This is a genomic window from Paenibacillus phyllosphaerae, from assembly GCF_014192105.1.
Classification (GTDB): Bacteria; Bacillota; Bacilli; order Paenibacillales; family Paenibacillaceae; genus Paenibacillus_Z; species Paenibacillus_Z phyllosphaerae.
On record NZ_JACHXK010000021.1, the window covers coordinates 21,660 to 35,834 of the forward strand.

Here is a 14,175-nt window from a genome sequence, read left to right on the forward strand (position 1 = left end):
TCCTATCGAGTGCCTGTTCTTCGATTTATTAAACATTTTGAAACTATTTAAAAAATGTTGAAGAAAAAGTTTATGTGTGTTAAGATCAACGTGTAAACGATACCAACATTTACTCAAGGGGGATTTACGATGAAGAAAGTCGCATTGCTGTTCACCACGGCGATTATGATGGGCGGGCTATTGGCAGGCTGCGGCGGCAGCGACACAGAGACAGCGAACAACGAGAAGAACGCTGCTGCGAATACGACTACGAATGCGGATTCGAATTCGGCCTCCGGCAGTGAAGGCGCTGCCGAAGATGACATCAGCGGAACGATCACTTTCCTGACGAATCGCACCGACATGATCGACAAGGAATACGTGGACTACGCCAAGCGCTTCAAGGAGAAGTATCCGAATGCAGAGGTGAAGTTCGAAGCGGTAACCGATCTGGATAAAACGACGAAAATCCGCATCGCCTCCGGGGAGTTTCCGGATGTCGTGCTGATCCCGACCGTCCCGAACAGCGATCTGCCGAACTATTTCGCACCGCTCGATGACCTCGGGCTGAACGACCGCATTTATTTCAAGGATTATAAAGCATTCGAAGGCAAAGTTTACGGCATCTCGGCAGGGGGCAGCACGACGGGGATCGTGTATAACAAGAAGGCATTCGCCGATGCGGGCATCACCTCCGTTCCGAAGACGCTCGACGAGTTCTACGCGGCAAGCGAGAAGCTGAAGGCCAGCGGCGTCATACCGTTCGCCTCCAACTTCAAGGATCAATGGACGCTGTACCCTTGGGCTTCCGAACTGCCGTCCTCCATTGCGGGCAACGCCAATCTTAATAACGAACGCGCCAACACCGACACGCCGTATACGATGGATAATCCATACGGCCAAGGGATGACGATCATCCGCACGATGTACGAGAAAGGCTACCTGGAACCGGACATCAACTCCACGAACTGGGAGCAATCGAAGAAGGATATCGCAAGCGGCAAGTTCGCCATGTATCTGCTCGGGAACTGGGTTATCCCGCAGGTAATCGACAGCGGCACGACCTCCGATAACGTCGGATTCTTCCCGATGCCGTACGACAACTCGGGCAAGACCAATGTTGCGCTCGCGCCGGACTGGGCTTATGGCGTGAATAAAGACAGCGAGCATCTGGCTACGGCGAAGGCGTTCGTGAAGTGGATGGTCGAAGAGTCCGGATTCGACGATTTTGCCGGATTCATCCCGGTGCTGAAAGACAAACAGCCAAGCGTGGCGCAGCTGACGGAATTCAACAGCTTTAACCCGACCTACATCGAAGCGGTATCGGACACGAACGAGAGCACGGCCGTCGTCAACAAGGCGCAGATCGTGAAGGAAGCGCTCGTGCAGGAGTTCGTGCTGGCGAAGGATCCGCAGAAGATCCTGGACAAATACAACGAGTCATGGGCGAAAGCAAGGAAAGCCGTCAGCAAGTAAGGCAGACCAAGGCACCATATTACAGGCAAGTTTAAGCATGGCTTTCGGGAAGCGGGTTATCTTGTACGCATGAAGGTAACCCCTTCCCGTTATACAAAGACTAGAAGAGTGCTGGAATGGAGTGGAAGTATGGGAGGCATCTCGTATCGCGCGCAACGATGGCTGGTGCTGGTTGGCTTTTTGGCCGTTCCGCTGACGCTGCTCGTCATGCTCACCTATTATCCTGCGGTGAAGCTGCTCATGCAGAGTTTTACCGATTGGGACGGGATCAGTTCGGAGAGCAATTGGATCGGCTGGGAGAATTACAAGGAAATCTTCACGAACTCGGATTTATTCGGCGTATTCCTTCATCAAATTCCGTATGTGTTTGTCGGCATCGTTCAGAACGTCATCGCGATCCTGTTCGCCATCATTCTCAATTCGCGTTTAAAAGGACGCAACTTCTTCCGGGTCATGCTGTTCCTGCCGTTCATCATGAACGCCGTCGCCGTCGCATTCATGTTTCAATACGTGCTCGATACGACGAACGGCTCGCTGAACGGACTGCTTGGCGCGGTCGGCCTCGAATCCCTGCAGCAAAGCTGGCTGGGCAACGAATCTATTGTCAACTACTCGCTGGCATCCATCGGATTCTGGCGGTTCATGGGCTATAACATGGTCATCTATCTTGCTGCCCTGCAGTCCATTCCGGGCGATATGTACGAGGCGGCAAGAATCGACGGGGCTAACCGCCTGCAGACGATCTGGCATCTTACGCTGCCGAACCTGACGAAGATCATTCAACTGAACATGTTCCTGACGATCAGCGGGGCGCTTGCCGTCTTCGATCTGCCGTTCGTGCTGACCAAGGGCGGCCCGGCCGGAGCGAGCGAGACATTCCTGCTCAAGACGATTACGACCGCGTTCCAGTTCAACAACTTCGGCTTGGCTTCGGCCATGAGCATCGTGCTGCTCGTCTTGACGGTTCTCATCCTGGCCATTCAGAACGTCGTCATTAATCGGAGAGGGGACAACTAGCCATGACTGGAAAAAAATTCGATCCCGTTCAACCGATCAAATACGTGCTGCTGTTAGCGGCCGTGTTCATCGTGTTGTTCCCCCCTTATGTCGTTCTGGTCAACGCCTTCAAGGGCGAGGATGAAGGATCAAGCCCGTTCGCGCTGCCGAAAAGCTTCATGAACTTCGATAACTTCGCTGCCGTGTTCGAACGGGCGGACCTTACCCATGCTTTTCTCAATACGCTGATCATAATCGTCGCTTCCCTTGCCGGTAACATCGTGCTGGGAACGATGGTGGCGTACGTGCTCGGACGGATCGAGTTCCGGGGCAAGCAGATCGTTCTGGGCGGCTTCTTGTTCGCGACGCTGATCCCGACGATTACGACGCAAGTCGTCGTCTTCTCGCTCCTGCAGGGATTCGGCTTATACAACACGCTCTATGCTCCGATTCTGCTGTTCATCGGCGCGGATGTCATCCAGATCTACATTTACTTGCAGTTCATTAAGAACATCCCATACGAGCTGGACGAGAGCGCGATGATGGACGGAGCAAGCCTCGTTCGGATTTACCGCTCGGTCATTATTCCGCTGTTGGGTCCGGCCACGGCCACGCTCGTGATCTTGAAGACGATCAATATTTATAACGAGCTGTATATTCCGTTCTTGTATATGCCGAAGCAGGAGCTGGTCGTCGTATCGACTTCGATCATGCGGTTCGCGGGCAACAACCAGGCGCAGTGGGGCAATATTTGCGCGGCGATTCTGCTCATCATGATCCCGACCGTCGTGTTGTACCTGTTCCTGCAAAAGTATATTTTCTCCGGCGTCACCAGCGGCGCGGTCAAAGGATAGAGCAATAAAACCATTATTCAGGATAGAGGAGAGTTACGATGACGACATCCTATTTCAAGCAACGTTACGAGGCCGTTCATACCCGGTGGGAGCAGACCGTCGCCCGGAAGAATGAGCCTGTTCAAGGCGGCAACGGTATCTATGAACGCTACGCGTTACCCGTGCTGACCAATGAGCATGTGCCGCCGTTCTGGCGCTACGACCTCAATCCGGAGACGAACCCGTATTTCATGGAGCGGATCGGCGTGAACTGCGTGTTCAATCCCGGCGCGATCTTCTTAGGCGGCAAATACTATCTCGTCGCCCGCGTGGAAGGCAATGACCGGAAGTCGTTCTTCGCTATCGCCGAGAGTGATAATGGCGTGGATGGATTCACGTTCTGGAATCATCCGGTCGTGCTGCCGGAGACGGACGAACCGGACACGAACGTCTACGATATGCGACTGGTGCAGCATGAGGACGGCTATATCTATGGCTTGTTCTGCACCGAGCGCAAAGACCCGGACGCCCCGCGCGGCGACCTGTCGAGCGCGGTCGCGCAGTGCGGTATCGTCCGCACGAAAGATCTGAAGACGTGGGAGCGTCTTGCCGACCTGAAGTCCCGTTCGGCTCAGCAGCGCAACGTCGTGCTGCACCCGGAATTTATCGAAGGCAAATATGCTTTCTATACGAGACCGCAGGATGGGTTCATCGACACGGGTTCCGGCGGCGGAATCGGCTGGGGACTATCCGCTTCCATCGAGGAAGCGGTCGTTGAGGAAGAAATCATCGTCGATGAGCGGCTGTACCATACGATCAAGGAAGTGAAGAACGGCCAAGGACCTGCTCCGATCAAGACGTCCGAGGGATGGCTTCATATCGCGCATGGCGTCCGCAATACGGCAGCAGGACTGAGATATGTGTTATACGCATTCATGACCGACTTGAACGAACCATGGAAGCCGATCTATACGCCAGGCGGCCATCTGCTTGCGCCGGAAGGTGAAGAGCGGATCGGCGATGTATCCAATGTCGTCTTCAGCAATGGCTTGGCCGTACGGGATAACGGCGACGTCTTCCTATACTATGCCTCCTCGGATACGCGCTGCCATGTCGCAACGACGACGGTCGACCGGCTGGTGGACTACGTGAAGCATACGCCGCAAGATCCGCTTCGCTCTTATGCCTGCGTGCAGCAGCGCATAGCGCTGATCGACCGCAACCTGGAATTCCTCGCCGGCGGGAGAGCTTAAGGATGGAGAAGAGCGAACGGTTAGGCGTATGGTCGCTCTCGGCCATGCGGTGGGAGCTGAAGGGATTCTGGCCATGGGTACCGGTGAAAGGGACCAGCATGGAGATCGGAAGCGAGCTGATGGGCGTGACGGATTGGATTCCGGCGACCGTCCCGGGCGGCGTCCACGTCGATCTGTTCCGTGCCGGGCTGATCGACAACCCGTACCGCGATATGGCGAGCACCCATTGCGAATGGGTGGAGAACAGATGGTGGGTCTACCGCACCGTCTTCCCTGCGCCATCTCTTGCGGGCGAAGCCATCGAACTGATCTGCCAAGGATTGGATTATGAAGCGCTCGTCTATTGGAACGGCCAGCTGCTCGGCGAGCACCGGGGCATGTATGAGCCAGCTGTATTCGATGTCACGGACACATTCAGTCCGGAAGAAACCGTCGAACTGCTGATCGTGCTCAAGCAGGCGCCGGACGAGATGGGGCAGATCGGCAAGACGAGCGAGACGTTCACGCAGAAGAGCCGCTTCAATTACAAATGGGATTTCTCCACCAGGCTCGTTAACGTCGGCATCTGGGACGATATTGCGCTGGTCGCAAGGCAGCGATGCTCTATCGAGGAGCTGTCGGTAACGACGGACACGGAAGATGGACTTGGTCTCGTCCGCTTGCTAGTCGGCGTGAAAGCTTATGGCGAAGCCCGTGATTCCGTCTCCATGGCGGTAGACGTAACGGCACCAGACGGCAGGATCGTAGCATCCACGCAGATCGATATCGCGCTTGGTGAATCGTTCCGGCATACGTTGGTCGTGGAAGCCCCGGCTTTATGGTATCCGAGCGGATACGGGGAGCAGCCGTTATATACCGTGAAGATCAGGCTCGAGGATCAAGCGACGGGAGCGCTGCTCGACTCGCGGCAGCTCCGGACGGGAATCCGCAAGCTGGAGTACGTGCAGAACGTGAACAGCCCTGCCGATGCGCTGCCTTACACATTCGTCGTCAATGGCCGGAAAATTTATATTAAGGGAGCCAATCTAACCCCTCTGGACCATATGTACGGCAACGTTGACCCCGCACGGTATGAATGGATCGTACGGATGGCGAAGGCGAGCCATATGAATCTGCTTCGGATCTGGGGCGGGGGAGTGATAGAGAAGCCTTACCTTTACGAGCTGTGCGACGAGATGGGCATTCTGATCTGGCAGGAGTTCATCCAGTCAAGCTCGGGAATCGATAACGAACCGTCCAAGAAACCCGCGTTCCTGGAACTGCTGGCACGCAACGCGGTCTCTGCGCTGCGCGAACGCCGCAATCATGTCAGCCTGACGGTATGGAGCGGCGGCAACGAGCTGATGAGCGCGCCTAACGTCCCGTCCACGTATGAGGACAGCAATCTGGCGATGCTGCGCGGACTCGCTCTAGAGCATGATCCCGGCCGTCTATTCCTGCCGACATCGGCCTCCGGCCCGGTACAGTATATTACCGAGGAGCGGGGCGTCAGCCATGACGTGCACGGCCATTGGAAATATATGAATAACCCGGACCATTACCGGATTTACGGACAGGCCGATCATCTCTTCCACAGCGAGTTCGGCGTCGACGGTTTAAGCGGGCCGAAGAGTATCCGCAAGTTCTTAAGCCCTCGCTATCAGCAGCCGGTGTCGATGAAACAATGCACCGTCTGGCGTCATCATGGCGAGTGGTGGGATACGTACGACCGCGATACGGAACTGTTCGGTGAGCTTGCTACGCTGGAAAGTTTCGCGGATTGCAGCCAGTGGATCCAAGCGGAAGGACTGCGCTATATCCTCGAAGCGAACCGGAGACGGAAGTTCGAGAACAGCGGCAGCATCATTTGGCAGCTGAACGAGCCTTGGCCGAACGTAAGCTGTACGAACCTGATCGACTACTATAACGAGCCGAAGATGGCCTACTATTGGGTAGCGGAAGCCTTCCGTTCACGGCGGGCCAGCCTGGACTACGCCTCCTTGCATGCGAGAGCCGGAGAACGGCAGCAGCTTCCCGTCTATGTAAGCACGGACGGCGAGTCCGCCGACTGTACGGTCGGCGCGGAAGTGCTCGATAGCCGCGGTCAACGGTTGCATGAGCAGACCTTCTCAGGACGGACCGAAGCAGATCGCACTCTCTTCATCGGCATGCTTAACCTTGAAGTGCCTCATACCGTTGACGGGCTGTATTATGTACGCTTATCGTTGGACGTTCATGGCGAGGGTACGCGCAAGCAGGCTGATCTGTACTTATTCTCGACGGAAGGCAAGCATGTATACGCAAGCGCGCTGAACCTGCGGGGCGGCGAGCTTACGGCCGTGCCGGCGGATGCCTGGCAGGATAATGGCGGAGGGACGTTCGATCGGGTCTACGCCGTTCGCAATACAGGAAGCGAAGCGCTGCTCCATGTGTATCCCGTTGAGCATACGGATCTGTATTGGATGAAGGCGGACCAGGCTTACTTTACCCTGTTCCCCGGGGAGGAACGTCGCGTACAGGTCACCTGCAAGAGGAAGGCCGGCGAATTGTTTGCGGAACCATCCGGTTCAGACGAGAATCGGCAGCCGGAGATCGCGTTTTCTTATTTTCAAGCGGCTGCCAGGCAGCAGGAACAACTTAATAAGGCGGGGACTTGCGATGATCAATGAACAATTCGTAACAAGGGACGGGTCGCGCCTTGTGCTTGGCGGAGAGCCGTTCCGATTTGCGGGGCCGAATATTTATTGGCTGGGGCTGGACGAGAATGTGAACGGGATCGACTGGCCTTCGCCGTTCCGCGTGACCAATGCGCTGGATACGGCGATCGAGATGGGGGCAACCGTCGTGCGTTCGCATACGCTCGGCGCGTCGCACGGATGCGAGAAGGCGCTGTCCCCAACGCTTGGCGAATATAATGAAGAGGCTTTCCGGCGCGTCGACTTCGCGATTAAAGAAGCGGGACTAAGAGGGCTCAGGCTCATTATTCCGTTCGTTTGCAATTGGCATTACTATCACGGCGGCCGCAAGACCTTCGCGCAATGGCGCGGGCTGGACGATGCGGATGCCTTTTATACCGATGAACAAGTCATCGCCGACTTTGAAGCATATATCACCGTACTGTTGAACCGGATCAATAGCTATACCGGGATCGCGTACAAGGATGACCCGACGATTATGGCTTGGGAGCTGGGCAATGAGCTGAATAACGCTCCGGTCGAATGGGTGCGGCGCATCGTCCGCCACGTCAAGTCATTGGATCGCAACCATCTCGTGGCGCACGGCAAGCAGTTCCAGTTGGACGCCGACAAGCTTCAGATCGAGGAGCTCGATATTCTCGACGTTCACTATTACCCTGCGAATGCGCAGGAGCTGACCGAGGATGCGGCTGCGGTGGCGGCTGCGGGCAAAGTGTATATCGCCGGCGAGTTCGGTTGGCCGGACTGCGATCTTACGGCGTTCCTGAACGCGGCGGAGGAGCTGGAGCATGTGTCCGGCACCTTGTTCTGGTCGTTGTTCGGCCATCATGACCGGGGCGGATACGTCCAGCACTTCGACGGATTTGCCGTTCATTATCCGGGATGCGGCGTGAATGAGGACATCTTCGCTCGCGTGAAGGCGTTACGTACGCATGCGTATCGAATGAGCGGGAGACCGTTGCCGTCTGACTCGGTTCCGGAGTGCCCGGTCATCCTGGATGCGGACCGCGGGCATATCGCGTTCCGCGGCGTCGTCGGCGCTGCCTATTATACGGTGGAACGATCGTTATCGGGTGAGGAAGGCAGCTGGCAGACGATCTACGATAAGCGTCCGGCCGACCATTCGATGCCGTGGATCGACCCGACCCGCGTCCAGTCGACTTCGGCGTATTACCGGGTGAAAGCGATCAATGTAGCCGGCATGGAAGGCGATTATTCCGAGGTCATCCATTCGGCACCTTTTTAACGAGAGAGCAGCTCTTTTGCATGGCATTCGCAAAGTAAGTCCAAGGGATGAGCAATCCTTTGGACTTCTCTTTTTATATAGAAGAAATTTACATTATACGAGTTAAAATGTTGAAATTTGTTTAATAAACCTTTATGCTTAGCGTATACATTGTGTGTGGGGGAACATAGCCATGAAGAAAGTGACGCTGCAGATGATTGCAGATAAATTGGAAGTTTCGAAGGCGCTCGTGTCCAAGGCGCTGTCCAACGATCCTGCCGTTAATGAGGGAACGCGGGAGACGATCTGGCGGACGGCCGAAGAGATGGGTTACCGGATGAAGCTATCCCGCAAGACCGTTCCTGCCTCGCGTACGGGCAATCTGGCCGTACTCATGCCGCGAGCGTATCTGGACGATATGGAGTATTGGGGCAAGGTGCTGCACGGCATCGAGAAGGAGCTGATGGAGTATAGCTTCAGCATGATCTTGTCTACCATCGATATTGCGCTCACGCCCAAAGAAGGGCTGCCGTCCAGCATCCACGAACGCAAAGTGGATGGCGCGATCGTGATGGGGCACTTGCCGGACAGTTACATTAACCAGCTGCGGGACAACGATTTCCCGTTTATGATGGTGGATGCGAATCTGTTGGATCCTTCCGTTGACCATGTGCTGGCGAATAACTTCCTTGGCGCTTATCAAGCCACGATGCACCTGCTCGAGGCGGGGCATACCCGGATTGCTTATGTCGGCGACGAGGATACGTCGTGGAGTTTCCGTGAGCGCAGCCGGGGCTTCGAGGAGGCGATCCGGACGTTCAACCGCAGCAAGGGACTCCAGATCTCCGGCGTCAAGATTGAAGGTGTCGGCGTTAGCGGGAACGGGATGTACGTGACTCCGGAGTTCCCTCAGGCGCTCAAGGAGCATACCACGAATGAGCAGCCGATTACCGCTTTATTCTGCGCGAACGACTTGACAGCGTTCGAGGCTTTGCGCTTCTTGGGCGACATTGGCGTTAACTGTCCGGAGCATATCTCGGTCATCGGCTTTGACGATCTCACGTTGACCGAGATTATGCAGCCGAGACTAACGACGGTTCGCGTGCCGAAGCAGGAAATCGGCAGCCGTGCGGCAGACCTTATTCTGCGCCGGATCACCGATCCGGAAGCCGTGGCCGAGCACGTGCTGCTGTCGACTGAGCTCGTGCAACGGGCATCGGTAAGGCCTTATAAAGGGTAATAGGAACGCCGGATTTGCATGGGAATCGTGCGAAGCCGGCGTTTTTTCATCTACCGATGTCGACAAAAATATTATACCTTTTGACGATGAGACTCCATTGAGCGCTGTGTGAAAGCGCTTTACAATTAGGTGCATAATGAACGTTACGAGAGGGACTTGGTTTGAGCGACCCGAAGGTCGATCAGCATTCCATCAAGCAGGTGGATGTCTCGCGTTCGTCAATGACTTAATTGTCTAGGAGGGAACGTCAATTGAACGTCAAGAAATTGGTGTCATTAGGTTTGGCTTCGGCAGTCATATTGTCATCATACCCGCTGCAGGCCGCTCAAGCTGCGGATAATCCGGAACCGGACAACGGGTTGCTCGCTCACTACGACATGTCCAAGGCCAATGGTAAGTTGGTCGATCTGACAGGCCATGGCCTGGATGCGGAGTATGCGGGATTTCAAGACAGCGACTTCTTGGACGAGAACCAAGACAAGCTGCTCAATTTCACGGGGGACAAGAACAAATACGTCAAGCTGCCAAGAGGTCTGATTACCGACGAAACGTTCACCATCGAAGCCAAGTTCAGCACGGCTACGGGCGCGAATCACTGGCTGTACACGCTTGGCACAACGCCGGGGAGCTGGCCGAATGTCAACAACTATGTGTTCCTGAACCCGATGCAGAGCAACGGGACCGTTCGATTCGGGATTAAGAACGCGTCCACGGAACTGCTGTTCCAAGGCGCGATGATTCAGCCAGGCGAGTTGAACACGTATACGGCTACGTTCGAGGCAGGACTCATTTCGTTCTATCTGAACGGAAGCCTGGTCGGATCGTTGCCGCATACCTATTCGGTCATGGACATTCTGGCCAAGGGCACGAATGCGGCGGATAACTTCATCGGTTATCTCGGCAAATCATTGTATAACCCCGATCCTGCGTTCATCGGGAAGCTGGCAGACTTCAAGGTGTATGACAATGCCTTGTCGGCAGAAGAAGTGAAGGAACAGTACGATTCCGGCGATGAAGGCGAGACGCCGGCAGATGGACCGTATACGGGAAATCCGATCATTAAGGACAGGTTCAGCGCGGATCCGTCTGCCATGGTTCATGATGGCAAGGTCTATCTGTATGCTGGGCGTGACACCGCAGCGGTAGGCGCCAACGGCTATAATATGCCGAATTGGGATATCTACACGTCCACCGATATGAAGAGCTGGAAGCTGGAAGGCTCGGTTCCGCGAACAATCTTTACGTGGGCGCAAGGCAATTCCGCTTGGGCGGCGCAAACGATCGAACGAGACGGCAAATTCTACTGGTACACGACGGTCGAGAATAGCAACGGAAGCGGGATGGCGCTCGGGGTCGCCGTGTCGGACGATCCTGTCACCGGGTGGAAGGATGCGATCGGCAAACCGCTCGTCTCGACGGATATGACGGCCAATCCGTCGAATATGGGCGGCTATGCATGGGACGATATTGACCCGACCGTGTTCATCGACAAGGATGGGCAAGCTTATCTCTATTGGGGCAATACGCATCTGTATTACGCGAAATTGAAGGCCAATATGATCGAGCTGGACGGCGAGATCCACAAGGTCGATATTGCGGGAATGCCAGGCACGTATACGGAAGCGCCTTGGCTGCACCAGTACAAGGACAAATACTATCTTTCGTTCGCGATGAACTGGCCGGAGGATATTGCCTACGCCGTGAGCGACAGCCCGGCAGGACCGTGGACTTATGGCGGCAAGATTATGGAGGAGACCGAAGGAACGGGCACGAATCACCAAGCCATCATTGAATTCAACAGCGAGTGGTACTTCATCCATCATACGGCTGCGCTCCCGACGGGCGGCGATTACAGACGTTCCGTATCGATCGAGAAGCTGAATTATAACCCGGACGGATCGATCCAGCCGATGATCCCGACGGCATCCGGTATTCACGGCAGTCCGGAATTGCTCCAAGTCAGCGGGGATAGCGGCTTCATCTATCATGAGAATGGGAAAGTCGGGACGGCTTCCCAAGGAACGAGCGCAGCCAAGTTCGAGTGGTTCATTGCGCCTGGCCTTGCTAATGAAGGCAGCGAGTACGTCTCGATCCAAGCGGAGAACAGACCCGGGTATTACTGGAGAAGAAGCGGCAATAACATCGTGCTCGAGAAAAATGACGGAACAACAAGCTTCAAGGAGCAGGCGACGTTCAAGAAAGTAGCCGGCCTTGGTGACCAACAACAATTCTCGCTGCAAGCGTACGCGGATGAGCAGTTGTATGTGATGCAGACGGGGAACCGCGCGTTTGCCGCAGCGGCTCCCGCTACAACGGAAGAAAAGGCGCGAGCTACGTTCCGGTTCGGGGATGGCCGTGTTGACGGCGTCACGTTGGATATCGAGTCCGATACGATTAAAGCAGGATCGCAAGTCGTGTTAACGGCCAAAGTTACGCCTGACGAGGCGTTGATCAAGGACGTAGAATTCATCTCGTCCAACTCCAACGTTCTGTCGGTCAATGGCGACTCTTATCTGACGCCGGACGGCGAAGTTCGTGTTCTTCTGGATGCCAAAGCAGCAGGGACGGCTGACATCACAGCTAAGACCAAAGAGGGGAACATCACGTCCAGGATCACGCTTACGGTAATAGAAGGGACAGCAACGCCTTCGCAAGTGAAGGATGTCCAAGCAACGTTCAATTCCGCGCAGAAACAAATCACGATTGCAGGTACGCTGGACAAAGGAGCAGGCAGAAAGGTCACGGTCCGCATCGTCAATTCGGACGGTACGACCAGGCTGATCGAATCGACAACGACGGGCAGTAACGGCAAGTTCATATTGAACTATCCATTCAATCCCGTCGTGAATGGCGAATACCGGATTGAACTTTATGAGCAAGACCTGCCCGAGCCTTACCAGACCGATCTGACAATCCGGCAAGTAACCGCGCATTACGATTTCGACGGGGATCTGAACGAGCTGACGGGTAACTTCGGTTCCGGCAGCATTACGGGAGACCGCATTAATAATCAAGGCGGGACCATTGCGTACGGCGAGGGTATTACCGGTCAAGCGGCTGCATTCGACGGGACATCCGGTATCCTGTTGCCGAACGGATTAATCGACAGCAGCGCGTACAGCGTATCGCTCTGGCTGAACCCTGCCGAGTTTACTTCCTTCACGACAACGTTCTTCGGGGCCAGCAGCACTAGCCAATGGGTCAGCGTCGTCCCGAGCGGCAACCAATCCGATACGCTTGTCTGGTCGGGCAACAGCACGTGGTACGATGCCAGCACGGGCATGCGGCTGGAGCAAAACAAATGGAGCCATGTCGCATTCACCGTAGATAACGGAGCGATCAAGGTTTACGTCAATGGCGAAGAGAAGTTCAGCGGCACGAACTTCCCTAATGTGTTTGCTGCTGCCAATGCGGTCTTCGGACTTGGCGTCAACTATTGGGATACGCCATTCCAGGGATTGATGGACGATCTGCGCATTTACAACAATGCGGTTCTGTCCGGTGCGGAGATCCGTAACCTGTATGACCAAGCGCTGAATCCGACCGTTCCCGCATCGGCCCAATTAACGGGTCCGGAAGCGGTCTCCAGCGGTCAAAGCTTCGATGTCGCGTACAAACTTGCAGGCGACGTTCAAGAATCGGTCGCGCAAGACATCATCATTCAATATGACGCGGATAAGCTGACGTTCGTATCCGCCGAATCGCTGCAAGAGCATTTCCTGCTGGCAGGACAGCAGGAATCCCAAGGGCAGATCCGCATTCTTGCGACCCGTGTAGGAGACGTGAACCTGTCGGAAGACTTGCTGAATCTGAAGTTCGCCGCCAAAGGGTCCGGAAGCGGCGGGGACGCCGATATTACCGTGACCAGCGTCGTAACCGCGAATGCGGATGGAGCAGAATCCACACTCCCCGGCGGAACGCATCGCGTCACGATTAATGAAGTTAATCGGGCGGCTCTGCTGCAACTGATCGAAGAAGCGCAGCAGTTCCATAACGCAGCTGCAGAAGGAACCGCGGTTGGCCAATATCCGGTTGGATCCAAAGCGACCCTGCAAACGGCAATTAGCACCGCAAGCGCAGTGGCGGAGCAGGCGGATGCTACGCAGGCCGAAATCGAGCAAGCGACCGAAACGCTGCAAGCAGCACTGCAAGCGTTCAAGTCTTCGGTCATCAAACCGGCAGCAGGCGATATCAATAATGATGGCCGTTACAGCATCGGCGACCTCGGCATCATTGCCGCCGCATACGGCAAAACGTCCGCGGATGCGGATTGGAGCCTGTACGGCAAAGCGGATCTCAACAATGACGGCATCGTCGACATTAAGGATCTGGTCACAGCCGCAAGACTGATTCTTGGTTAATGACATCATGATCGATCTATAGCTCTTCTAGGAGACCTTGGGTGTTAATTCCCAAGGTCTTTTTTCTTTGGCTCGGCGTGGCATACGGATAGATGATTTACCTCACAGCATCGGTACATGAACAGGTCTATACTTGT

General features: G+C 55.3%; 8 protein-coding genes. All 8 read left to right on the plus strand.

Annotated features, from left to right (window positions below; all coding sequences use genetic code 11):
• Positions 1-129: 129 nt before the first annotated feature.
• A complete protein-coding gene (locus tag FHS18_RS28390) occupies positions 130-1,455 on the plus strand; it encodes an ABC transporter substrate-binding protein (RefSeq protein WP_183603777.1) in 1,326 nt (441 codons plus the stop codon).
• Positions 1,456-1,584: 129 nt separating this feature from the next.
• Positions 1,585-2,472, plus strand: coding sequence for a carbohydrate ABC transporter permease (locus FHS18_RS28395; RefSeq protein ID WP_183603778.1), 888 nt, complete (start codon positions 1,585-1,587; stop codon positions 2,470-2,472).
• Between the two features lie 2 nt (positions 2,473-2,474).
• Entirely contained in the window at positions 2,475-3,305 is an 831-nt protein-coding gene (locus tag FHS18_RS28400; protein WP_183603779.1) for a carbohydrate ABC transporter permease, read from the plus strand.
• Positions 3,306-3,343: 38 nt separating this feature from the next.
• Positions 3,344-4,537, plus strand: coding sequence for a glycoside hydrolase family 130 protein (locus tag FHS18_RS28405; RefSeq protein WP_183603780.1), 1,194 nt, complete (start codon positions 3,344-3,346; stop codon positions 4,535-4,537).
• A gap of 2 nt (positions 4,538-4,539) precedes the next feature.
• Entirely contained in the window at positions 4,540-7,185 is a 2,646-nt protein-coding gene (locus FHS18_RS28410; protein ID WP_183603781.1) for a glycoside hydrolase family 2 protein, read from the plus strand.
• Entirely contained in the window at positions 7,175-8,458 is a 1,284-nt protein-coding gene (locus tag FHS18_RS28415; RefSeq protein ID WP_183603782.1) for a glycoside hydrolase 5 family protein, read from the plus strand. Before FHS18_RS28410 ends, FHS18_RS28415 begins: the two co-directional genes overlap by 11 nt.
• A 172-nt stretch (positions 8,459-8,630) precedes the next feature.
• Positions 8,631-9,677 (plus strand): LacI family DNA-binding transcriptional regulator, encoded by a 1,047-nt coding sequence (locus tag FHS18_RS28420; protein WP_183603783.1) that lies wholly within the window; start codon positions 8,631-8,633, stop codon positions 9,675-9,677.
• Positions 9,678-9,928: 251 nt separating this feature from the next.
• Positions 9,929-14,038, plus strand: a complete 4,110-nt coding sequence (locus FHS18_RS28425; protein ID WP_183603784.1) for a LamG-like jellyroll fold domain-containing protein — start codon at positions 9,929-9,931, stop codon at positions 14,036-14,038.
• Positions 14,039-14,175: the final 137 nt, after the last annotated feature.

Bases quoted from the DNA above. Each gene is read 5' to 3' on its own strand.
- FHS18_RS28395 (WP_183603778.1), top strand. From the start codon at position 1,585: ATGGGAGGCATCTCGTATCGCGCGCAACGATGGCTGGTGCTGGTTGGC.
- FHS18_RS28390 (WP_183603777.1), top strand. From the start codon at position 130: ATGAAGAAAGTCGCATTGCTGTTCACCACGGCGATTATGATGGGCGGG.
- FHS18_RS28405 (WP_183603780.1), top strand. From the start codon at position 3,344: ATGACGACATCCTATTTCAAGCAACGTTACGAGGCCGTTCATACCCGG.
- FHS18_RS28410 (WP_183603781.1), top strand. From the start codon at position 4,540: ATGGAGAAGAGCGAACGGTTAGGCGTATGGTCGCTCTCGGCCATGCGG.
- FHS18_RS28420 (WP_183603783.1), top strand. From the start codon at position 8,631: ATGAAGAAAGTGACGCTGCAGATGATTGCAGATAAATTGGAAGTTTCG.
- FHS18_RS28415 (WP_183603782.1), top strand. From the start codon at position 7,175: ATGATCAATGAACAATTCGTAACAAGGGACGGGTCGCGCCTTGTGCTT.
- FHS18_RS28400 (WP_183603779.1), top strand. From the start codon at position 2,475: ATGACTGGAAAAAAATTCGATCCCGTTCAACCGATCAAATACGTGCTG.